General features: G+C 60.0%; 20 protein-coding genes. 10 read left to right on the top strand and 10 right to left on the bottom strand.

Annotated elements, in window-relative coordinates:
* The first annotated feature begins 2 nt into the window (after positions 1 to 2).
* The 8 genes from DLM_RS14450 to DLM_RS14415 all read left to right on the top strand — a co-directional run bounded on the left by DLM_RS14450 (position 3) and on the right by DLM_RS14415 (position 8,043).
* Positions 3 to 962, top strand: a complete 960-nt coding sequence (locus DLM_RS14450) for a beta-ketoacyl-ACP synthase III (protein WP_089084641.1) — start codon at positions 3 to 5, stop codon at positions 960 to 962.
* A gap of 154 nt (positions 963 to 1,116) precedes the next feature.
* Positions 1,117 to 2,046 (top strand): ACP S-malonyltransferase, encoded by a 930-nt coding sequence (gene fabD / locus DLM_RS14445; RefSeq protein WP_089084642.1) that lies wholly within the window; start codon positions 1,117 to 1,119, stop codon positions 2,044 to 2,046.
* Between the two features lie 69 nt (positions 2,047 to 2,115).
* Positions 2,116 to 2,853 (top strand): 3-oxoacyl-ACP reductase FabG, encoded by a 738-nt coding sequence (gene fabG, locus DLM_RS14440; RefSeq protein WP_089084643.1) that lies wholly within the window; start codon positions 2,116 to 2,118, stop codon positions 2,851 to 2,853.
* 108 nt (positions 2,854 to 2,961) lie between these two features.
* Positions 2,962 to 3,201, top strand: a complete 240-nt coding sequence (gene acpP, locus DLM_RS14435) for an acyl carrier protein (protein WP_019103041.1) — start codon at positions 2,962 to 2,964, stop codon at positions 3,199 to 3,201.
* Between the two features lie 165 nt (positions 3,202 to 3,366).
* The gene (fabF, locus tag DLM_RS14430) at positions 3,367 to 4,608 is read left to right on the top strand and encodes a beta-ketoacyl-ACP synthase II (protein ID WP_045846174.1); all 1,242 of its coding nucleotides are present in this window, start codon (positions 3,367 to 3,369) and stop codon (positions 4,606 to 4,608) included.
* A gap of 128 nt (positions 4,609 to 4,736) precedes the next feature.
* The gene (locus DLM_RS14425; RefSeq protein WP_089084644.1) at positions 4,737 to 6,029 is read left to right on the top strand and encodes an aminodeoxychorismate synthase component I; all 1,293 of its coding nucleotides are present in this window, start codon (positions 4,737 to 4,739) and stop codon (positions 6,027 to 6,029) included.
* Entirely contained in the window at positions 6,029 to 6,844 is an 816-nt protein-coding gene (gene pabC / locus DLM_RS14420; RefSeq protein ID WP_089084645.1) for an aminodeoxychorismate lyase, read from the top strand. Before DLM_RS14425 ends, pabC begins: the two co-directional genes overlap by 1 nt.
* A 323-nt stretch (positions 6,845 to 7,167) precedes the next feature.
* Positions 7,168 to 8,043, top strand: coding sequence for an EAL domain-containing protein (locus tag DLM_RS14415; protein WP_089084646.1), 876 nt, complete (start codon positions 7,168 to 7,170; stop codon positions 8,041 to 8,043).
* Between the two features lie 9 nt (positions 8,044 to 8,052).
* Here DLM_RS14415 and DLM_RS14410 read toward each other — a convergent pair whose 3' ends face one another.
* Entirely contained in the window at positions 8,053 to 8,430 is a 378-nt protein-coding gene (locus tag DLM_RS14410; protein WP_089084647.1) for a DUF4936 family protein, read from the bottom strand.
* A 66-nt stretch (positions 8,431 to 8,496) separates the two neighbouring features.
* Between DLM_RS14410 and DLM_RS14405 the strand changes: the two genes are divergently transcribed.
* Together DLM_RS14405 and DLM_RS14400 are read left to right on the top strand one after the other, a co-directional pair.
* Entirely contained in the window at positions 8,497 to 9,387 is an 891-nt protein-coding gene (locus DLM_RS14405; RefSeq protein WP_089084648.1) for a prephenate dehydrogenase, read from the top strand.
* Positions 9,388 to 10,134: an SDR family oxidoreductase gene (locus DLM_RS14400; RefSeq protein WP_089084649.1), complete on the top strand. Its 747-nt coding sequence runs from the start codon at positions 9,388 to 9,390 to the stop codon at positions 10,132 to 10,134.
* On the opposite strand, the gene DLM_RS14395 is transcribed toward DLM_RS14400, so the two are convergent.
* The 9 genes from DLM_RS14395 to DLM_RS14355 form a co-directional block, all read right to left on the bottom strand.
* Positions 10,131 to 13,397: an ImcF-related family protein gene (locus tag DLM_RS14395; protein WP_089084650.1), complete on the bottom strand. Its 3,267-nt coding sequence runs from the start codon at positions 13,395 to 13,397 to the stop codon at positions 10,131 to 10,133. The two genes, DLM_RS14400 and DLM_RS14395, sit on opposite strands and share 4 nt — an antisense overlap.
* Positions 13,398 to 13,442: 45 nt before the next feature.
* Positions 13,443 to 13,721 carry a PAAR domain-containing protein gene (locus DLM_RS24055; protein WP_089084651.1) on the bottom strand — a complete coding sequence of 93 codons (279 nt, stop codon included), beginning with the start codon at positions 13,719 to 13,721 and terminating at the stop codon, positions 13,443 to 13,445.
* The gene (locus DLM_RS14385) at positions 13,718 to 14,878 is read right to left on the bottom strand and encodes a hypothetical protein (RefSeq protein ID WP_145985864.1); all 1,161 of its coding nucleotides are present in this window, start codon (positions 14,876 to 14,878) and stop codon (positions 13,718 to 13,720) included. Before DLM_RS14385 ends, DLM_RS24055 begins: the two co-directional genes overlap by 4 nt.
* Positions 14,879 to 14,889: 11 nt before the next feature.
* Positions 14,890 to 17,166 carry a T6SS phospholipase effector Tle1-like catalytic domain-containing protein gene (locus tag DLM_RS14380; RefSeq protein ID WP_167467122.1) on the bottom strand — a complete coding sequence of 759 codons (2,277 nt, stop codon included), beginning with the start codon at positions 17,164 to 17,166 and terminating at the stop codon, positions 14,890 to 14,892.
* A complete protein-coding gene (locus DLM_RS14375; RefSeq protein WP_089084654.1) occupies positions 17,148 to 17,801 on the bottom strand; it encodes a DUF3304 domain-containing protein in 654 nt (217 codons plus the stop codon). Before DLM_RS14375 ends, DLM_RS14380 begins: the two co-directional genes overlap by 19 nt.
* Positions 17,783 to 18,385 (bottom strand): DUF3304 domain-containing protein, encoded by a 603-nt coding sequence (locus tag DLM_RS14370; protein WP_089084655.1) that lies wholly within the window; start codon positions 18,383 to 18,385, stop codon positions 17,783 to 17,785. Before DLM_RS14370 ends, DLM_RS14375 begins: the two co-directional genes overlap by 19 nt.
* A gap of 189 nt (positions 18,386 to 18,574) precedes the next feature.
* Positions 18,575 to 19,261, bottom strand: coding sequence for a hypothetical protein (locus DLM_RS14365; protein WP_089084656.1), 687 nt, complete (start codon positions 19,259 to 19,261; stop codon positions 18,575 to 18,577).
* A 50-nt stretch (positions 19,262 to 19,311) separates the two neighbouring features.
* The gene (locus DLM_RS14360) at positions 19,312 to 20,148 is read right to left on the bottom strand and encodes a DUF4123 domain-containing protein (protein WP_089084657.1); all 837 of its coding nucleotides are present in this window, start codon (positions 20,146 to 20,148) and stop codon (positions 19,312 to 19,314) included.
* Positions 20,148 to 22,481: a type VI secretion system Vgr family protein gene (locus tag DLM_RS14355; RefSeq protein WP_167467121.1), complete on the bottom strand. Its 2,334-nt coding sequence runs from the start codon at positions 22,479 to 22,481 to the stop codon at positions 20,148 to 20,150. Before DLM_RS14355 ends, DLM_RS14360 begins: the two co-directional genes overlap by 1 nt.
* Positions 22,482 to 22,499: the final 18 nt, after the last annotated feature.

Raw genomic sequence — 22,499 nt, 5'->3', positions numbered from 1 at the left:
ACATGGCCCATTCCCGCATTCTAGGCACTGGCAGCTATCTGCCATCCAATGTGCTCACGAATGCGATGCTGGCCGAGCGCGTGGAAACCAGTGACGAGTGGATTGTCTCGCGCACTGGCATCCATGCCCGCCACATCGTGTCCGATGAAGAAACTACCAGCGATCTGGCGCTGAAGGCAGCAGAAGCCGCCATCCAGAGCGCTGGCATCGACAAGGCCGAGATCGATCTGATCATCGTTGCCACCACCACGCCCGACATGATTTTCCCCAGCACTGCCTGCCTGTTGCAGGAAAAGCTGGGCATCCACGGCTGCGCGGCATTTGACGTGCAGGCGGTATGTGCCGGCTTCATGTTTGCCCTCACCACGGCGCACAACTACATCAAGGGCGGCATGGCCAGCAAAGTGCTGGTTGTCGGTGCCGAGGTGATGTCGCGGGTGATGGACTGGGAAGACCGTCGCACCTGCGTGCTGTTTGGCGATGGTGCCGGCGCGGTGATACTGGGTGCCTCGGACGAGCCGGGCATCCTGCATGCCAAGCTGGCCTCCGATGGCCGCTACAAAGACATTCTGAATACCCCGGCGCAGATTTCCGGTGGCAAGATCCAGGGCATTCCCTTCTTGCACATGGACGGCCCGGCGGTGTTCAAGTTTGCCGTCAAGGCACTGTCCGACATCGCCAGCAGCACGCTGGCCGAAGCGGGCGTCGACAAGTCGCAAGTCGACTGGCTGGTGCCGCATCAGGCCAATTTGCGCATCATCGAATCCACGGCCAAGCACCTGGGCATGTCGATGGAGCGGGTGATCGTGACATTGCCGCAACAGGGCAATACTTCGGCGGCATCCATTCCGCTGGCGCTGGACCATGCCGTGCGTGATGGCCGCATCCAGCGCGGTCAGACCATCCTGCTGGAAGGCATTGGCGGTGGTTTTGCCTGGGGTGCCGTGCTGTTGCAGTACTGATTGTTTGCGACGGAGGACTGGCCGGTTTCATGCCGTGCCAAGCAAGTAGATAACGCCCATTTGCATGGGCGTTTGATCTGGGTGCTTGGCAGCAAGGTCTGATTGCCTCATCCTTCCGTCGATTATTATTCCGTCGAAATTGCGGAGACTGTCTATGGCGTTTGCCTTTCTTTTTCCCGGTCAGGGCTCGCAAAGCCTGAAAATGATGGACGGCTTTGCCGATCTGCCGGTCGTCAAGCACACCTTCGAAGAAGCCTCCAGCGCGCTGGGCGTGGATCTGTGGGCCATGTTGCAGGCGGATAGCGCCGAGGCCATCAATGCCACGGTCAATACCCAGCCCATCATGCTGGCTGCCGGTGTAGCTACTTATCTGGCCTGGCAGGATGTCAGTGGTCAGCAGCCGGCGGTGGTTGCCGGTCACAGCCTGGGTGAATACACCGCGCTGGTCGCTGCCGGTGCGCTGCCGTTTGCCGAAGCGGTCAAGCTGGTGCGCCTGCGTGCCGAAGCCATGCAGAACGCCGTACCGGCCGGGCAGGGGGCCATGGCGGCCATCCTGAACCTGTCGGACGATGAAGTGCGCGCTGCCTGCGCCGAAGCGGCCAATGGCGAAGTGGTGGAAGCGGTCAATTTCAACTCGCCCGGTCAGGTGGTGATTGCCGGTAGCAAGGCCGCCGTCGAGCGCGCCATGGAAGCCTGCAAGGCCCGTGGCGCCAAGCGTGCGCTGCCGCTGCCGGTATCGGTGCCTTCGCACTGCGCGCTGATGAAGCCGGCGGGCATGCAACTGGCCGAGGCCCTGTTGCAAGTACATATCAATACCCCGGCCATTCCGGTGCTGCACAATGCCGACGTGGCCAGCTACAGTGACGCTGCCGACATCCGTGATGCACTGGTGCGCCAGCTATACAGCCCGGTGCGCTGGACCGAAACCATCCAGAAGCTGGCTGCCGACGGCATCGTCAGCATGGCCGAGTGCGGCCCTGGCAAGGTGCTGGCGGGTCTGGCCAAGCGCATCGACGGCAACGTCAAGTGCCTGGCACTGACCGACGCTGCCGCACTGCAGGCGGCCAAGGCCGAGCTGCAATGATATTCATCCGTCAGCGCTGCTTGGCCGGTGCTGGCGGATGGTGAAGTACACAACAAGGAGACATCCTCAATGAGTCTGCAAGGCAAAGTAGCCCTGGTTACCGGCGCTTCGCGTGGCATTGGCGCAGCCATTGCTGATGCGCTGCAAGCCGAGGGCGCCATTGTCATCGGTACCGCGACTTCCGAGTCCGGTGCAGCTGCCATTAACCAACGCCTGGCCGCCAATGGTGGTGCTGGTCGCGTGCTCAACGTGACCGAAGACGGTGCCATCGAGGCCCTGGTGGATGCCATCGACAAGGAATTCGGTGCGGTGGCCATTCTGGTCAACAATGCCGGGATTACCCGTGATGGCCTGTTGATGCGCATGAAGGACGACGACTGGGATGCCATCATGGATACCAACCTGAAGTCGGTATTCAAGGCATCCAAGGCCGTACTGCGCGGCATGATGAAGGCCCGCTGGGGGCGCATCATCAACATCGCTTCGGTGGTGGGCGCTACCGGCAATCCCGGTCAAACCAACTACGCCGCGGCCAAAGCCGGTATCATGGGCTTCACCAAGTCCATGGCGCGTGAGGTTGGCAGCCGCAATATCACGGTAAACTGTGTGGCACCGGGCTTTATCGATACCGACATGACCCGTGCCCTGCCGGAAGAACAGCGTACCGCGCTGGTGGGCCAGATTTCCCTGGGCCGCCTGGGCGATGCCAAGGATATTGCTGATGCAACCGCCTTCCTGGCATCGGACCGTGCGGCCTATATCACTGGCCAAACGCTGCATGTTAATGGCGGCATGTTCATGCCTTAACCGGTCCTGTCGAACAAAAGACAAGATTTAGGTGGGCTGCTCTAATTTTTTTTTGTAGAATACACGGGTTTTGTGATCCCGAATCAGAAAGGTCAAGGGTTTAGACAAATGGAAAACATCGAAGCGCGCGTTAAAAAGATCGTTGCCGAACAACTGGGCGTAAACGAAGCTGAAGTCAAGATCGAATCGTCCTTCGTTGATGATCTGGGCGCTGACTCCCTCGACACCGTTGAGCTGGTAATGGCTCTGGAAGAAGAGTTCGAGTGCGAAATCCCGGACGAAGAAGCTGAAAAGATCACCACTGTTCAGCAAGCCGTTGATTACGTTACCGCCCACCTGAACAAGTAATACTTTCAGGCCTGTACAGGACCTCTGCGCGGTGTGGCCTTGGCTCGCCTGCAGAGGTTCTTTTGTTATAGAGGGTTCCAAACGTCCGTTTGACTGTCATCAGCTTCACACGGAAGTTGTGGGATCATCGGGAGACTGCCTCCCCTCTACTCACGGAGATTCTTCGTGTCCAAACGCAGAGTTGTAGTAACCGGTCTGGGACATATTTCCCCGGTCGGCAATGATGTTGCCACTGGCTGGGCCAATCTGTTGGCCGGCAAGAGCGGCATTGGCAAAGTGACCCGTTTTGATGCCAGCGATCTGAATTGCCAGATCGCGGGCGAGGTCAAGGACTTCGACATCAGCGCGTATATTTCCCCCAAGGAAGCGCGTCGTTCCGACCTGTTCATCCACTACGGCATTGCAGCAGCGCTGCAGGCCGTGGCTGATGCCGGCCTGGACGATGTGGCTGATCTGGACAAGACCCGCGTTGGCGTCAACATCGGTTCCGGTATCGGCGGTCTGCCGCTGATCGAGGAAACCGGCGTGGCCGTACAGGAAAACGGCATCCGCAAGATCGGTCCTTTCTTCATCCCCGGTTCGCTGATCAACCTGATCGCCGGTCACGTGTCCATCCTGAAGGGCTATCAGGGCCCGTCGTATGGCATCGTGTCTGCCTGCACCACCGGTGCGCACTGCATCGGCGATGCAGCCCGGATGATTCAGTATGGCGACGCCGACGTGATGGTGGCCGGTGGTGCCGAAGGTGCCATTTCCAAGCTGGGCATGGGCGGTTTTGCCGCCATGAAGGCGCTGTCCACCCGCAATGACGATCCGGAAACCGCGTCCCGTCCGTGGGACAAGGGCCGTGACGGCTTTGTGATGGGCGAAGGTGCCGGTGTGCTGGTGCTGGAAGAATACGAGCACGCGGTCAAGCGCGGCGCGCGTATCTATGCCGAGCTGATCGGTTTTGGCATGAGTTCCGATGCCCACCACATTACCGCTCCGAATGCGGATGGCCCGGCCCGCGGCGTGCAGAACGCACTGCGCGATGCCCGGATCAACCCGGATCAGGTGCAGTATGTGAATGCGCACGGTACCTCCACCCCGCTGGGTGATGCCAACGAAACCAGCGCGCTGAAGATTGCCTTTGGCGATCACGCCAAGAAGCTGGTGGTGAACTCCACCAAGTCGATGACCGGCCACTTGCTGGGCGGTGCTGGCGGCGTGGAAGCCATCTACTCCATCCTGGCGCTGTACAACCAGGTATCGCCGCCTACCATCAACCTGCACGAGCAGGATGTGGAAGCCGGTTGCGATCTGGACTACGTGGCCAATACCGCCCGCGACATGAAGATCGACATCGCCATTTCCAACTCGTTTGGTTTTGGTGGTACCAACGGTACCCTGGTGTTCAAGCGCATGTAATGGCCGACGCGTGTTGCGGTGCTGCTGCGCCGCAACGCGAAAACGCATTGACAGCCCGAACCGCTGCGATACACTCGCGGCGGTTTTCTTTTTTTGCGGCGTGCCCCATGCCGCTGTGTGGAACAGGCATGTTTACCGAACGACTCGACTTCCTTCCCGACCTGCTGGCCCTGCATGCCGCCCATCGTGCGGAATTCCCCTTTCTGCTGATGTCTTCTGGCGATCAGGGCTGGGACATGCTGTTTGCCGCAGAAAGCACCACCCTGTATCACGGCGGGGAAGGGGAGGCTTTTGTCGAGGCCTTGCGCGGTTTCCAGCCGCAGGCGGTGGATAACCCGCATGGCCTGCCCTTTGTTGGCGGCTATTTCCTCTATCTGGGCTACGACTTGCTGTCGCAGTTTGAAGCCAAGGTGGACGAGGCACTGCCGGACAGCTTTCCGCTGGCGGCCATGGCGCGGGTTCCGGCGGCACTCTTGATCAACCGGCGCGAGCAAAGCGCCTGGCTGGTGGCAGAAACCGCCGCGCAGCTACAGCACCTGCAACAACTGGTACACGGCATTGCGCCATTCAACCCTCATCCGGTCAGCTTGCAATCGCTGCAGGAAGACCCGCCGCAGTGGTATACCGATGCCGTGCTAAGGCTGAAGCAGTACATCTATGAAGGGGATGTGTTCCAGGTGAACATTTCACGCGGCTGGCGCGCCGAACTGGGGCCGGAAGTGGCCGCCCCCGACCTGTTTGCCGCCCTGCGCCGTGCCAACCCGGCGCCGTTTTCCGCGCTGGCCGATTTTGGCAGCGCGCAGATTGTCAGCTCCTCGCCCGAGCGCCTGGTGCGGGTGCGCGATGGCTGGGCCGACACCCGGCCGATTGCCGGCACCCACCCGCGCTCGCCCGACCCGACCGAAGATGCCGCACTCAAGCAGCGGCTGATTTCCAGTATCAAGGAGCGGGCCGAGCACGTGATGCTGATCGACCTGGAACGCAACGATCTGGGGCGTATCAGCCAGCCCGGCACGGTGGAAGTGAACGAGCTGATGGCGGTGGAAAGCTATGCCTACGTCCACCACATCGAATCCAATATCCGTGGTCGCTTGCGCGCGGAAATCACCCCCGCCGACACCATCCGCGCGCTGTTCCCCGGCGGCACCATCACCGGCTGCCCCAAGGTGCGCACCATGCAGATCATCCGCGAGCTGGAAAACAGCGCGCGCCGTGCCTATACCGGCAGCCTGGGCTATCTCAACCGTGATGGCAGCATGGACCTGAATATCCTGATCCGCACTTTCATGCAGGAAGGGCAGCAACTGCGCTTCCGTGCCGGTGGCGGTATCGTGGCGGATTCGGACCCGGAACGCGAATTGCAGGAAACCCGCCACAAGGCTCGCGGCCTGCTGCGTGCGCTGGGGGTGGAGCAAGCCTGATGGCCATGCTGATCAACGGCCAGCCGGGCGAGCAGATTTCCGCACTGGATCGCGGCCTCGCCTATGGCGACGGCATCTACCGCACCATGGAAATCCGTGCTGGCCAGCCCCGCTTGTGGGCCTGGCAATACCGGCGGCTGGTGGCGGATGCCCGCCGCTTGAGGCTGCCGCTGCCGGATGAGGCCCTGCTGCTGGATGAGATCGGCCAACTGGCCGACGGCCTCGAGCAGGGCGTGGCCAAGATTGTGCTCACCCGCGGTGTGGGTGCGCGTGGCTATGCGATGCCTGCCGATTGCAAGGCCACCCGCATGGTGTCTGTCACTGCCTGGGCCGGCTATCCGCCCGAGCGTGCCCGTGACGGGGTGCATGTACGCTGGTGTGACACCCGGCTGGCCTGTCAGCCTCTGCTGGCCGGCATCAAGCACCTGAACCGGCTGGAGAATGTGCTGGCCCGCTCGGAATGGTCTGACCCGGACATTCACGAAGGCCTGATGCTGGACACGCGCGGCCTGCTGGTGGAGGCCACCATGAGCAATGTCTACCTGGTGAGCGGGCAGCAGATCATCACCCCGAAACTGGATCAGAACGGCGTGCAAGGCATGCTGCGCGACTGGTTGTTTGTCCATGCGCGGCAACTGGGCTATCAGCTTGAAGAGGCGGAGATTATCCCGGCCCGGTTATTGCAAGCCGAGCAGGTATTCCTATCCAATAGTCTGATCGGCCTGTGGCCGGTGGCCAGTATTGATGGCCAAGCACTGCCGCAGCAGCATGCCTGCTGCGCCCGGTTGCAAGCGCTGCTGGCACTGCAGCGCTAAAGCCCATCACACATCAACGGCTGCTCGTGCTGCCTACTGACCCTGCGCTTTGGTGCGGTCTGTGTCGGCAGGTCTTGTTGCCGCGACGCTATAGCGCTGGCTTGGCTGCACCAGGCAGGCCCCGTGTTTTGGCTTGCCTGGCCGGGCTTGTTACTGTCGCGGTTGGCTTTTATCCGTTTTGCTTAGATGGAATTTGCATAAGGTTTGCTGATTAAATTATTTCTGGCGCTAAATCCGGCTGGTTATAGTGGCAGCCACGATGAGGGGAGCGGTTTCCCTTCCGTGTTCCGGCCTGCATCCGCGATGCGCCAAGGAGAATCAGCATGGTGGCAGCCAGCCTGCTGGAACAGCTTGCCTGTCAACAGCCCGCCGCACTGGCACCTATCGAACGCGACCTGGCTTTCATCAACCAGCTACTGAACGCACACCAGTTTGAGCAGCATCCGCTCAGCCTGCAGGCCGGTCGCGTGCGGGGTCGCCATGAAGAATGGCGTTTCCGTTCGGTGTTCCAGCCCATTTATGCGCTGGAGAACGGTAGCACCCGGCTGTGGTCGGTGGAGGCGCTGGCACGGGTGACCGACAGTTTTGGCGGTCAGTTAATCCCCACCGTGCTGTTTGCCGCCGAAACCTCACCACGGCGCTCGGTGTTTCTCGACCGCCAACTGCGCTGTCTGCACCTGCTCAATTTCCTGCTGCAACATCCGGCACCGGATCTGGTGTTATCGCTCAATGTGAATGCCCAGCATCTGGTGAATGTCAGCGAGGCGCACGGCCAGTTTTTTGCCGAGGTGCTGCAGCATCTGAATATTCCGGCCAACCGTATCTGCCTGGAAGTGGTGGAAGACGCCGTCAGCGATCCGCTGCGCCTGCTGGAAGCAGTGCAGCGCTATCGCAGCCTGGGTTTCCGTATTGCGCTGGACGACTTTGGCCAGGGCGCATCCAATCTGGAGCGGGTATGGCTGCTGGAACCGGATTACGTCAAGCTGGACAAGGTGTTGATGCGCCACGCGCTGATGCGCCCCAGCGTGCGCGACAAGCTGGCCAAGCTGGTGGACATCCTGCACCTGCACGGGGCGCGGGTGGTGGGCGAAGGGATAGAAAGCACCATGCAGCTGGACATCGCCCGTGCCGCTGGCTGTGATTTCGTGCAGGGCTTTCATCTGGCCAGACCGGCCGAACTGCTCAGCCAGCCTGCCTGATCCCATCATTCATTCTCTGCGCCGCGACTGGCGCTCTTCTCCAGCCACAGGCACAAACCACTCCGCATGCCGCGCAGTCAAAACCTGATCCAGCCCGCAGTCGCACAGCGCCTGTTGTAGCTGGCGGGTAAACATCCGGGCATCACTCACCTGTCGATACACTTCCATCCAGGTATGCAGGCCATCCTGCTGTGCTTCATCCTGTCTGCACAGCAGGCTGGCTTGCACGCCATGCGCGCTCAGCCCGGCTTGCATCTGGCGCAAGCGCGGCAATAGCAGGGGGGCCTGTTCCGGGCATATCTTGTAATACACATACAGCTCGCAGGACATGGGCTGGCTCTCTTCTATAGTTTGCAGGCTTTGCAGCAGCGCAAAATCGCTTATCATAGACCACTTCGCCCGCCGCTGCGGGCGATCGAAACACAGGGCAACGGTGCAGGAAAGGGGAGTGGTGTGCAGCAGGGGATTACCACCTTGGTGGTGGTTGGCGTCGGTCTGATCGGTGGCTCGTTTGCCTTGTCGCTCAAACGCGCAGGCAAGGTGCAGCACGTGATCGGCGTTGGTCGCACACTGGAAAACCTCACCCGCGCGCTGGAACTGGGCGTGGTGGATGAAATCAGCCAGGACCTGGCCGCGGTGGCCGGCCGGGCCGATATGGTATTGCTGGCCTGCCCGGTGGGGCAGATGGGCAGGATGATGCAGGCCATGGCAGCGCATTTGCAGCCGCATGCCATCGTGACCGATGCCGGCAGCACCAAGGGTGATGTGGCACAGTTGTTTGCCCAATACCTGCCGCAGCAGTTGGCCTGCTGCGTACCGGCTCACCCCATTGCCGGCTCTGATTTGTCCGGTGCCGCCGCGGCGCAATACGGCCTGTATGAAAAGCGCAAGGTGGTGCTCACCCCCTTGCCGCAAACCACCATCGCAGCCTGCGACAAGGTGGCCGAGCTGTGGCAGGCCTGTGGTGCCGTCATTCACCGCATGCGGCCCGAAGAACACGACAGCGTGTTTGCCACCGTCAGCCATCTGCCTCATTTGCTGGCCTTTGCCTATGTCGGCATGGTGGCCGGCAAGGAAGATGCCAGCCGCTGCTTTGATTTTGCCGCCACCGGCTTTCGCGACTTCACCCGCATTGCCGGCAGCCATCCGGAAATGTGGAAGGACATCACCCTGGCCAATCGCAGCGCTTTGCTGGACGAATTGGAGCGATACCGCCTGGCGCTGGCGGCGCTGACCGAGCAGGTCAAGGCTGCCGACGAGGCTGGTCTTGCCGCCACCTTTGAAACCGCCCGCGCCGCCCGCGTGGGCTGGTATCAGCGCTTTTTGCGTGAAGGGCAGACCTGAGTGGCCCGCACCCTGCTGATTACCGGTGCCTCCCGCGGCATTGGCGCGGCTACTGCCGTGCAGGCCGCTGCGGCTGGCTGGCAGGTGGCGCTGAACTACCGGCAGGATGAGGCCGGTGCCAGGCAGGTGGTGGCCCGCATCCGTGCGGCGGGTGGGGTGGCACAGGCATTTCAGGCCGATGTGGCTGAAGAAGCGCACATCATGCGGCTATTTGCCGATGTGACCGCACAGTTTGGCCCGCTGTATGGTTTGGTCAACAATGCCGGCAGTACCGCGCCCATGGGCCGCTTGCAGGACTTCAGCGCCGCGCGCATCCAGCACATGCTGCAACTGAATGTGGCCGGCCCCATGCTGTGCTGTCGCGAGGCGGTACGCCGCATGTCTACCGTGACAGGCGGGCAGGGCGGAGTCATCGTCAATGTTTCTTCCGCCGCCTCCCGGCTGGGAAGTGCCGGTGAGTATGTCGATTACGCCGCCTGCAAGGGGGCCATCGACACCCTTACCCTGGGTTTGGCCCGCGAAGTGGCCACCGCGGGCATTCGCGTCAACGCGGTCCGTCCCGGACTGATAGCAACCGGCATCCATGCCATCAGCGGCGAACCAGGCCGGGTGGCCCGGCTGGCACCGGGGGTGCCCATGCAGCGTGGCGGTTTGCCCGAGGAAGTAGCCGCCGCCATTGTGTGGCTGCTGTCCGATGCCGCCAGCTTTTGCACTGGCAGCATCCTGGATGTCTCAGGCGGGCGTTAGTTAGCCGCCTTGGCCGGTGACTGGGCCTGGGTGCCTGGTAACACAAACACCCGCTCCGGCAGGCTGAACTGGCGCAGCTTGAGCAAGGCCAGCGGGCCATCTGCTGCGCTGGTGCGCAGGATGTAGCGCGCAGTCAGCCCATCGGGCAGGGCAAAGTCCAGTTGGTAGCGCGCCTTGTCCAGTTGCTCCACCTTGGCCTGCTCCAGCAGACGGATAAACGCCCAGCGTCCGTTAAATGCCAGCGTTTGGCGGCTCCCGGCCTGCAGTGATTCCCACACCAGTTGGCTGCCCGGCTGCTGCGCATGACCTGGCCAGCGTAGTGCGTTCCAACTTGCTTGCTGGTTGAAATAGCTGACGGTTTGCCCATCCACCGTCAATTCAGTGCGTACCAAGCCAGGCATTGCCACCGGCTGCAGTTCAAAGCTGTAGCCAGCATCGCCTTCGGCAAACCAGCGGCTGGCCAGCCGGCTGAGGCTGTTGACGGCATTGAGGAAGGCGGCATCAAACGGCGCGGCATTGGCCAGGTTGGGGCTGGGCAGCCATTGGTCGCCTTCCTGTACCAGCGCGCCACCCAGGGTTTGCTGCAAGAAACGGGCAATTTCACCCTGCAGCGGGGCCAGATAACGGCCAAGGGCGGGGATGGCGGCATCATTATCGGTGCTGTTGAAGGGATAGCGCCCGCTCATCTCGCTGCCCCAAGGCAGTACGATGCTGCGCCGCCACAGCGCATTGATGTCTGCCGCCGCAGGTAACAGCACCACGGCACCGGCCTCATCCAGCGGGCTGACAAAGGCTTGCTGGGCAAACCCCGCCCATTCCTGTCCCAGGCTGGCGGCCAGCAGGGCGGCGTATTTCTGCCCGTCGCTGATTTCATTCTGCCGTCCTTGAAACAGGGCCTGCGCCAGTTGGCGGGCTGCCGCATCCGGATTGGGGCTGGCGGCCAGTTGTTGCAGTTTCAGCCGTACTGCGGTGAGGGTTTCCAGATAGCGGGTCAGGCTGACACTGCTGGCCGGGGTGGTATTGCCAGCGTTATTGCCATCTGGCGGTACGCTAAGCGCCAGCAAGGGGCCAAAGGCGGCGGTCAGTGGGTCGGTGGCGGTCTGTTGCGCGCTTGTTGTGGTTTTGCCCACCAACTGGCGGGTTTTGTCCAGCAGATTGCCCGCCAGTGATTTCTCTGCCGCACCGGCGCGGCCCTGATATTGCAACATGGCCATCAAGGCTTGCAGCGGCGAGCGTTGCGGATCGGCATAGGCATTCAACTGCTCGCTGGCGGCGGCCAGCGATGTGGTGTTTTGCCAGTGCAGCCGGTTAAGAAAGGCCTGCCAGGCGGCGGCATAATCGGCAAAGTAGCGCTGACGTAGCCGCTGTGGCAGCACCGGCCCCTCGCTTTTGCTGCTGGTAACGCCCAACACCCAGCCAGCCTCGCTACCCTGTTTGGGGTCGGCCTGCTCGAAAGCCTCCTTCAGATAGCCTTCCCATGCTTCGCGGGTATACACCCCTGACAGGACGCCCGGCAGGTTAAACAAGCCGCGGCTGTCCACGCCCGGCAGCAGGCTGGCGGCACTGCGTGGCGGATACTTGGCGGCTGCCTGCGTCAAGATGGTTTGGTACAGCGTGGCATCATCATGTTCGATGCCATTGAGCGATAACAAGGTTTGGCGCGCCGCTGCCACCAGTGCCGGATCAGCCGGCAAACGCCAGCCCGCTTGCGTGGGGAGTTGCTGGCTGTAGAAGCCCAGCAGGGCGGCACGCCGCCCCTGCGCCAGGCCATCCGCTTGTTGTAGTTGTGCGGTCAAAAAGGCCGGCTGCGCCCGTGCCGGCTGGTCCAGCATCAGGTAAGCCTTCAGGCTGGCATAGCCCTGCTGCTGTGCCCGTTGCAGCATGGCATTGTCGCTGCTGGTCAAGGGCAGCTCATTCAAGGCCAGTAACACCTGACGCAGATTTTGCCGAACCGGTTCCACCAGCCAGCGCCGTGCCGCCTGGCCATAGCCATCCAGCAAGGCCTGCTGAACAGCAGGGAGCTGGTTCAAGCCCAAACGCCACCACCACGGCAAACCCTGGCGCTGTGTCTGCTGCAATTGACTGATCTGCTGTTGCACCGTAGCCAGCGCGGGCAGGGCCACGCTCAGCGATGTGGCCTGTTGCAGCGCCTGCCGTTGTTGTTTTGCCTGCTGGATCAGCTGGAAATTGTGCTGAAAGGACAGCGCCACCCCTAATAACAGCAAGCCTGCCATGGCCGTGACCGCCCAGCCCGCCTTGTCGCTGTGCGACAGCCGGTGCCGACGTGGTGAATACTGCTGCCAGGAGCGTGCCTCGGCAGTGGGGAGTACCGCCGCCCCCTCCGCCACCCAGCCTAGCTGTACCAGCGGCTGCCCCGGCGGTAATTGTTGGCTGATGGCGTGCAATTGCTGTGTCAATTGTTCGATGATGCCAGGCTGGTCCAGTGCCGCCGACAGCGCCAGGCGCTGATTATCCGACGACTGCTGTAGCACATCAGCCTGTCCCTGCACCGCCAACTGCCAGGCCAGTTGCTGCAAATCGCGGGTGATGGCCTCCGTATTACTGGCATCCCTTATCTGACACACCACCCCGTCAGCCGGTACGGTCCAGCCGCTCAAGGCCAGGCACAGCGGCAGCCGCCAGCCACTGCGCTGGTTGAAATCCAGCAACTGTTGCAGCGCCGGGCTGCCCACGTCAGGTAGCGTGGGTGCCACCAGCATCACGCCGTCCAGCGGCGGACGCCAGCGGCCACGCAGGCCTTGCAGCGCCCGGTCTTTCATACCGTAATCAGGTTTGACATAAAACACGCTTTCCGTGTCCTGCCAGGCTGCGTGGATACTGGCATCGCTTGTCCGCGGGTCCGATACGTCGGTTTGTGCGGTATGTAACACGCCCACCCAAGGTTTGATGGCTCGCCATTTGCCGGGATAGCGTTGCTGCATGTATTGACGAGGACTCAGCCAGGCTTTGACGTCAGGGGGTGCAAATGCATCTGCTGCTGTTCTGCCGCTTAAGTGCTCGGATGGGATGGCCTGACGTTCTGCCTGTTTGATCCACAGATAAACCACCACACTTGGCAGACTCAGTAGCGCAATACACAGGCCGATGCTCCAGACTAGACGCTCTGGTTGCTTGGTATAAAAACCACCCAGGTACAGATTGGCAATCAGTAACAAGGCCATGCATAACAGCATCAGCGACAGTGCCAGCACAACGGCCCAGATACGCAATTTTCCTGTCGGTTGCAGCAGGGAAGAGTTCATTGAGATAGTCCTTTAGACGCCTGATTGGCTACTGCTTGGTCGTGATCAACCATGGGCATTGGCATGTCCAACCACAACAAGACGAGGCTTGGGTTGGCAGCGGCAGTTGCACTCATCATCCTGCAGAGCAATACGTTTGCCATGGCTCAACAGGCGGTGGCGCTCACCTACACAAATAATCTGACCGGTGCTGCCACATGCAGGGCAGCTGACCGGGTCATTTTCATAAGCCATTTTTTTGCCATGAATCAGGCCGGGGCCGGAAGCATGCACCGTGCCGCCTGCCGTGGTTTTGTCACCGTCTACTGCAATTAAGCGTTTCATGGTTGTCCTTTCGTCAGCGGAACCGCTGGCGTGATAATGCCCAGCCAGTCTTGCTGGCTGTCCTTGGCCAGCCAGCCGGTGGCGCGTTCATTGATAGTTGCCTGATCCATCGCACACAGCAGGGTGATCCACCCTTGCAGTGGACCCAGCTCTCCCCAATAGGTCTGCTGTGCTTGTTCCTGCAATGGCCAGCCCGCCTGTTCCAGCAAGGCATTTGCCTGGTCACTGGCCGACAGATAAGCTGCCGGGGCTTCATCCAGTGCTGCATTGTCTTGCGTGCGCAGTACATGTTGTCTGTCAGACAAAGGGACCGGGCGATGTAGCCGAAATGCCCCGCCATCGCGGCCCAGCATGATGGCGAATGCCACTTCAGCTGCCGGTACGCTGCGGCTGGCATCGCTAGCCGGACAGTGCAGGCCCAGACAGATGATTGTTTCCACGGGGTGGGTTTCATCGTGCAGTTGGTCGATGATGTATTCCAGCATCGCCACACCGCCTTCCAGTTGTGGATGTGGCGGCAGATGCAGGCCGTGTCGCTGCATTTGCACACGCAAGCCAGACCATGCCGCTGCACTCCCGCACCAGGCAAAGCCACAGGCTTGCATGCGGCTGCCAGGCAGCCATGTGGCTAATGTTGTGGCCAGGGTGGCCAAGATGGCTTCCTGCCGCTGTTGCCAGGATGCATCAGACAGTGTCAGCACATCAGCCATCCTGAGCACCCCCTCCTTGGCCTGAGGCGGGGCAGCGTGCAGGCCGCGTGCCAGCTTGTCCCGGCTACGGGTATCGCTACATGCCGGCCCCCATAACATGGAATCCCACACGCTGGCACTCTCCTGACGACACCTCAGCCACCAGGCATGGTGGTTGGCCTGAGTGTGCTGCTGGACAGCGGCATACAGTTGCCACAAGGCATACCAAGCCAGTCGCAGCGATACCGCTATCCCGGCCAGCAAGCACCCGGGCAGCAGGGCATACCACCAAAACAGCTCTCGTTGCGCTGCGCTCGGTGTACCCTGGCTGAACCACCACAAGGTGAGCAGGGCATCACCGGCTACCAGCAGTACACTTAGCAACAGGTAGGGCCAGATACGGGGCGGTGCCGCCAGCGGGACTGCAGCATAAGCAGGTGTACTGGCATGCCGCTGTGCTGCTTCCATGGTGCAGTGCATTAACCACCCCCTTGCTGCCCGGCCAATTCCGCCGGCTGTGCCTGAGCCCTGGCTGGCGGTTCGCAGCTTGCCGCCGCTTTTTGCAAGGCGTTCAGATAGCGCTTGTTGGTGATGTCGTCGTACAGAATGGTCCGCAGCCGGAAGTAGCTGCCGTCTGTCTCGCGGTTGCCGGTGGCTGCCACCATGAACCAGGCGCGCGAGTCGTGTATGTGCTCGTCAAACAAGGCCAGCAGATCGCGGTTGGCCGCGGCGGTCAGCCCCTGGCCATTGCCCACGTCACGCCAGCGTTGCTCGCCTTCGCGCAGCAAATAAACCCCTTCGTATTCGTGGTCCGGGTTGATCGGGCGGGAGAACAGCGTGCTCAGCCACAGGCCAATCAGGGTCCAGGTCAAATGCCAGGGGCGTTTCCAGTCCGGGTCGCTGTCAATCAGGCTGGCCTGGCCCGGCTCGGCCAGCGGGGTGGGCAGGCACTTGCCCTTTTCATTGAACAGGTGGTTGACCCGCCGCCAGTGCAGGTAGTCTTCGCGAAACTCCAGCGCCGCTTCGCGCAACTGTGAGTGGTCCATGCTGGGGTCGAAGTCCTTGGCGGGGGATGGCACGCTCAGCCCCGGCACCACCTGGCCGCTGCGCGGGTCCACCACGCCGGGCGGGGCCGGGTTGGCCGCCACTTTGTCCTGCGCTTTTTGTACATCGCGCATGGTGCTGCCGGGGCGGTTGATCACGGCGGCCAGTTCGTCCTGTGCCTGTTCATGCGCTTGCGCTTGCCGCCAGGCGGTTTTGGCCCAGTCGTTATGCATGGCATCGTCCGGCGGAATACGGCGGAAGGCGGCGGTTTGTTCCTGCTGCACCCCGCCGCTGCCACCCAGGCCACCGGCAAAGCGTTCGATGCGCCAGGCGGTGATCAGCGCGGTTTGCTTGACCACGATTTTTTCCAGCGTGTCTTCGGCGCAGTCGCGCAGTTGTGCCCAGGCGTTGAAGCGGGTAATGAGCTCAGGTGATACAAAAAAAACATTATCTCGCACTTCTCTAGGCATCCAGCGCCAGCTTTCGATACTGGCCAGCTTGCCTTCGCTGGTGTCGTAGAATTCTTTCGGCACCGTCATTGGCGCAGCGGCACGGAAAGCCAGCAGGTACATGCGGCGCAGGGCAATCTGCGACAGCTGCATGCCCACCTCGCCACCACAGCGGCCCTGCTCGCGCAGGCCGTAGCCACCGCCGACATCAGAATGCACGCCGGGGTAGACAAATTCGCCCAGATTACCTGCCGGGTAGCGGCCGGACGGCAGGCGGGTGGAATCCAGCGGAAAGCAGATGCGCTGCTCGTGCGCCGCCACCAGGTGCACATGCTGGCCGATAAAGCCGGGGGCCTGCGGCAGCGGCATGGTATGGTCCGCCCAGTCCATATGGCCCAGCGCCGGCGGGCGGATGGCGGCCAGCCCCACCGAGGCCACGGTATCGAACAGGCCGACAAACGGCACCTTGACCGGCACGCCAAACAGCCGGTACTTGCCATCCTCGCCGTACTCGCACAGTTCCAGCAGCCAGTGCAAGAAGGCGCGCGCCTCGGCTGCACCACGGGAGAAGCCATACACATGCACCCGCAAACCAGCCAGTTTGGGTGCTTGCTGCAGCTCCAGATGCTGGATGATGGAAGCCATGCCATTGCGCATGGCCTGGTGGCGGCGCTTGCTGGGCGGCACCGGCCCCTGCCGCTTGGTATCCCAGTGATTCAACTCGCCATTCACCATGTCGCAGGCAATGCGATAGGCCTCATCATCCGGCAAGTCTTCCGGGCGATCCGGGTCCGGGCTTTTCGATTTGCGCAGCGCATCAATCAGCCGAGTCAGCCCCCACAAAATGCGCATCTGTCCGCCCGCGGCGTATTTCAGCCCGGCAGCGGAGAAGCTCATTTCATGGATTTCCTTGAACTGGGTGCCCACCCCTTGCAGATAGTAGGAAAAATAGCCATCACGTGCCGCGCGCTTTCCCTGAATGGAGGCCTGAAACAGGCGGGCGATATTGGAATGGCTATTATTTGGCAGGTCGGTTTCCATATGGTTGTTGGTGCCATCGAAGAACAGCGACACATTGGTCACCAGCCCGCAAGGGGGCGGGCGGCGCTGGGCGCGCGCGGCCAGGCAGGCCTCCTGCATTTCCTGTTGCTGCACATAGCGCGTGTTGCGTAATTCCTGGGCATCACTGGGGAAGGCATCCAGCTGCTCATCCCAGGGAGCGGCCAGTTGGGCGTGTTCCAGGTTTATTGTGCTTTCGGACATGACTGACCCTCCATCTGTTTGGCTTCGGCTTCCCATTGATTAATCAGTGGATATTTCTGTTGGCAATCCAGTACCAGCCGTACCTGATGGCAGGGCAGGAACACCAGATTCAGGCCGCAGGTACTGCCATATCGTGGAATCTCCACCTGCGCGCTGTAGTGCTGGTAGCTGGCCCGAATCTTTTTCATGTATTGGTGAAATGCTTCATCGTCCTTCGGGCCGCACCCCAAGCAAGGATTGGGGTCCTCCACCCAGCGCACGGTGGCCATCAGGCCGGGACGCCAGGTGCGTGGCAGCGTGGCGCAGCACACCTCGCCGGCAAAAACCGCGGACTTACCCAGAAACTCAAACTCGGCACTGATGACGGTGTAGATATGCGGGTTGAAGTCATACAGATGGGTAGGCACGCCAATCAGCCCGCCACCCGGCCCGGCCAGGCTGGCGCACGCTGCCAGCCAGGGCAGCAGCAGGCAGAGCAGCGCGCGTTTAAGCCAGCGGATGCCGTGCCGCCAGAGCTGTTGCTGCAAATAGCGCGTGTTGCGTAATTCCTGGGCATCACTGGGGAAGGCATCCAACTGCTCATCCCAGGGGGCGGCCAGTTGGGCGTGCTCCAGGTTTATTGTGCTTTCGGACATGACTGACCCTCCAGTTGTTTGGCTTCGGCTCTCCACTTGGCCAATGTGGGAAAAACCTGTTTGCTATCAATCACCAGCCTGACCTGATGGCAGGGCAAGAAAGCCAGATTGATGCCATAGGTATCCTGGTACGGCGGAATCTCCACCTGCGCGCTGTAGTGCTGGTAGCTGGCTTCTTTCTTTTTCACATATTCAAGAAATTTGCTTCTTTCTTTATCCATATTGGGTGCGCACCCCAGGCAAGGATTGGGATCCTCCACCCAGCGCACGGTGGCCATCAGGCCGGGACGCCAGGTGCGTGGCAGCGTGGCGCAGCACTCCTCGCCGCCGGACACCCCGGCTACACCCAGAAACTCAAACGTGACGGATTTGACGGTGTAGATATGCGGGTTGAAGTCATACAAATGGGTAGGCACGCCAATTAGCCCGCCACCCGGCCCGGCCAGGCTGGAGCAAGCCGCCAGCCAGGGCAGCAGCAGGCAGAGCAGCGCGCGTTTAAGCCAGCGGATGCCGTGCCACCAGAGCTGTCGCCGCCAATGGCGCATATCGCGCAGTTGCTGGGCAGCACCGGGGAAGGCATCCAACTGATCATCCCAGTTGGGCGTGTTCCAGGTTTATTGTGCTTTCGGACATGACTGTTTCTGCACTTGTAAGGCTCCAGTTGTTTGCCTGTTTATTTTTAAGATGGAAGCCCAGCTAAAAAATGTGGCTGCGTTGCACCGTTTTGCCGGGTACAACGCCATTCTTTTACCGTTTAAAATAGTGAGCCCTGCTTACTTGAAAAGTGGTGCAAGGTTTTTATTTAAAATTTTCAAGTAGTTGTTTGATAGCTTCTTAAATTCTTCTGTTTCTCTTTTCTCCTTGTCTTTGAAATTTTCGGTTGATGAGTTGTTTTTATTGATTGCTCGGATGTAAGTAATGGAGATGTTGTTATTTTCTTTCGAGTAAAGTTGGATAGAGGCAAGTATGGGGGTGTCAAAGGCATATTTCGTCTCGAACGTATTGCAGTCGAGACTGGGTATTGCTTTGTTGTTGTTTGTAATTTCTTCCTCTGATTTTCCTGTGTAATTTTTTTCGCATATCTTTGGCAGGTAGGTAAAGGGTATGCTTTGACTCATCGTAATGCTTAGCATGTAGTCTGGCATTTGTTCTAAATTGTTTGATGAGGTGTATAGTTCAATGCCAATCTGATTTTTACTGACGATAAAAGATCCAGTATCCAGTCCGCCAGGCAGTGGCTTCCATTCTCCCGGTGGGAGTGGAATATTGAAATTGCCTATTTTTATTTCCTTGCTGATTGGTTTGTTACTGTTTATCCAGTCTTTTAGTTTATCAATGCTTTCATTTGAAAAATATATTTTTTCCGATTTTAATGTGTCGGCATGACTTGTTGCCGAAGTGCAGAGAATGCTGCTTAGCATTACAATGGCGATTGCGCTGTGACGGAGTGTGGTTGACATGGTGTGCTTCCTGTGTGGTTTAGCGGAGGTTTATTTGGTAATGGCTGGGGTTAATTACCCTTGAGGTGGTTGTTTGTTTTTCCTGTGTTTTGCAGTTTTTCATCAATAAAGGCATTGCGCTCTGGTTCGGAAAGCAGATTTTCCTCATCGGCCAGTAGTTGCATTTGATAGAGGAGTTGCATCATGGCTTCTTTATTATCCAGGCCAAATTTATCAGGGGTGGCTTCATGGGTTTGTTGCCATTTTTCGGCCTGCTGCCAGGCGCTCAATGCTTGTACGCTACCATCGCTCAGGTGTAGTACCTGATGAGGCCAGTCCGGCAAAGAGGAGAACTCAGTTGGGCGGTTTATCCGACTGGAAATGCCATCCCGGTCTTGCCAGTGAATGGCGTGAATGGGTTCAAAGAGAAATTTGAATTCGGCAGGGGATAAATTGCTGAGTGCTATATGTAAACAGCGTGGATCGTAAAAACGAAATATCATGGGTAGCAGGCCATCCTCCAGTTCCACTTGTGTGGCTTGTGTTAAACGTTGAGTAAGTTGATCCAGATTGATATGTGCTTGTGCGATGAGGAAAATGAGACGTGGTTCATTTTCTATAATTTGCATTAATTCCAGTAATAGTTTTACTTGTGGTTGTTGCTCCGTGTTGATGGCAATTAATACCGGCCCGGATTCGGCTACAGACTGGTGAGCCGTATTGTCCAGCAACAGACGATGGGCTGGTTCTGTGGAATGGTATCGAATGGTTTGCAGAATAAAATTCTTATCATCTGCCAGATCAATCATGGCAAATAGCTGGTTTTGCTTTTCTTGCCGTACTTGGGTGAGCAATTCATCTAGCCATTCTGCTGTTGTATGCGATTTGGTTTTTTGTACATGCAACATTAGCTATGTCCTCCAGTAAGTACTTGTCCTTCTTTGAAAGCGCGCTCCAGGCAAGACTTGCAATTCACCTTGGTAAAGGACGGAAGCGGAATGGATTTGGCCTGCGGACTGGTGATGCTGAAGTCGCCAAAGTGGGTGATTGGTCCTGCTCCGCTACCCAGTTTTAGTCCTTCACTGCCAATGCTGATCCAACTGCCGCCAGCAGCCAGCATGATTTCTTTGGCATTGATGACGACCTTGCCATTGGAGCTGCTGATATTGAGTTCCCCCATGGATGCCAGTTGTAATGCATCGGACTGCGCCTGAATTTGTACGGGACCCTTATTGGCGAATAATTTGATGCCTGCTTTCAGGGCAAACAGGCTGATGATTTCACTGACATTGACTGTCAGTTTTTTCATGACCGTTATTGCCGTATTTCCACTACTACTGATCGCCAGGCTTTTCCCTGTATTCAGATGCATGGGGCCGGATGTAGATAGCGCCATCCCGGCAGGGGAGGTGGCCACCAGTACCGCGTCTTGCAATTGTTTGATTTGCTGCTGTAACAACTGGTGTTGTGCTTGCCAGTCCAACTCTTCTGCATTGGCTGTTTTGGCTGCAAGACTCATGGCACGGACGTTCTGGTTGGCGTCGTCCAGTGTCTGGTAGGTTTCATTCAGGTCGGTTTGCAGGCCACTGGCTTTGCGCTGTGAATAGGCGGACAGCAACAGCCCCTTACCCGCGCGGATGGCCCCCCACTGGTCGCTGCGCAACTCAAACCCTGCGCCGCGCGGCTGGCGTTGGGCATCCACCAGGTGGCCGAGGTTGAGCTGGGTCTTGCCGTATTCGGTGGCCAGCTTGATATGCTCCTTGCCCTGCAAATCCTCCATGCGCAGCTTGTTGTGGGAACGGGTGAGGATGACGTTGCGGGTGTGCCAGCCGCTGTCGATGTGATCCGGCTTGCTGCTGTCGTGCAGCACCGAGGCAATATAGGGGTGGTCCGGGTCGCCATCATCAAAACCCAGATTGACGCGGGTACCGGCATGCAAGGGCAGGTGAAAGCCAAAGCCGCCGCCGGCAAACGGCTTGGCCAGCCGCACCGGGCGCGAGTCACCGCCGGGGCTCCAGCGGTCCAGATCAAACAGAAAACGTACCCGGTAGCGGCCCAGCTCATCCAGAAAGGGATAGCGATAGCTGTTATCGCCCGGACTCACCACCATGGCGGGCAAGGTGCCGTAGATGCGCGGCTTGGGCAGCAATGCCGGTCGCCAGATGCGGTCGGCCGGAATGGCCTGGAAGCGGTTGTGATAGGCCTGATCGCGCGCGCCCTGATGCCGGGCGGCAATGATCAGCCAGCCATGCTCGGCCTCGGCAAAGGCGTGGTCCAGCCGCAACACCTCGCCCGGACGGATGTGCAGCACAGTACCGCTGCCACTGGCCACGCACTGGCGTGCCTGCGAGGCCTGATGGCGCAACAGGGCGATGCGGGCGGTTTCCGCCGCATCACGTCCGCCCTCGCCCCAGGCATAATCCAGCCCATAGGCCGCCGGCTGCGGGCCGCCCAGGCCGTGCTCGGCATCCAGCACGGTATCGGCAGTCAGATAGTTGAAATCGGTGCGGCGCACGCTGTGCAACATGCTGCGCTGGTGAATCTGCCACTGCTGGATGGCCGGGCGGTCATCCTGGCGCAGCCCGCCCGGCGCCCGCAGCGGAATATCCAGCAGCCGCCCGCGGCCATAGTGCTCCAGATTATCGCCAAACAGCAGTACCTCCTTGCCGGCCTCCTCCACCACAAACTGATAAAACAGGCCCGCCTCGGCGGCCAGGCGGGAGATGAACTGCAAATCGGACTCGCGCCACTGGGTGAGATGGGCATGGGTGGGCAGCGGGGTGGTGAGCTGAAAGCGCATATCGCTGGCGGCAAAACCATGCTGCTGCAGCACGGCGGCAATCACCTGCGGCACGCTGCTGTTCTGAAACAAGCGGCAGGTCGCGCCCTCGGCCAGCAGGCGCAAACGCGGACCGATGGCAAAGCGGTAGCGGGTTTCCTGCACATTGCTGTCCTCGCGCCAGGCCTCGCACACCACGCCATGCCACACGCGCTGGGCTGCCGGATTGGCCGGGAAGGCAGGGAGGCCGCTGATGACGGGCAACGACTGGGCCGGCGGGGGAGAGATGGTGAAGCTGACCGGCTGGTGGATGAGGCTGGCGAGCGCCAGGGCGGGGTCGGGGCTGGTGACGGTGACGTTGAGCAGATAGGGGGTGTCGAGTGCTTCGTCGAGGGTGAAGTGGTGTACGGAGAGGTCCAGGCCCAGGTGGGAGGAGAAGCGCAGCTGGTAGGGGTTGGGCATGAGATCGTCCTTGATTGG

It is taken from the genome of Aquitalea magnusonii (genome assembly GCF_002217795.2).
In the GTDB taxonomy this organism is placed as follows: Bacteria; Pseudomonadota; Gammaproteobacteria; order Burkholderiales; family Chromobacteriaceae; genus Aquitalea; species Aquitalea magnusonii_B.
The sequence above is the reverse complement of the archived record's forward strand: the minus strand, read 5'-3'. Positions and strand labels throughout refer to the sequence as shown.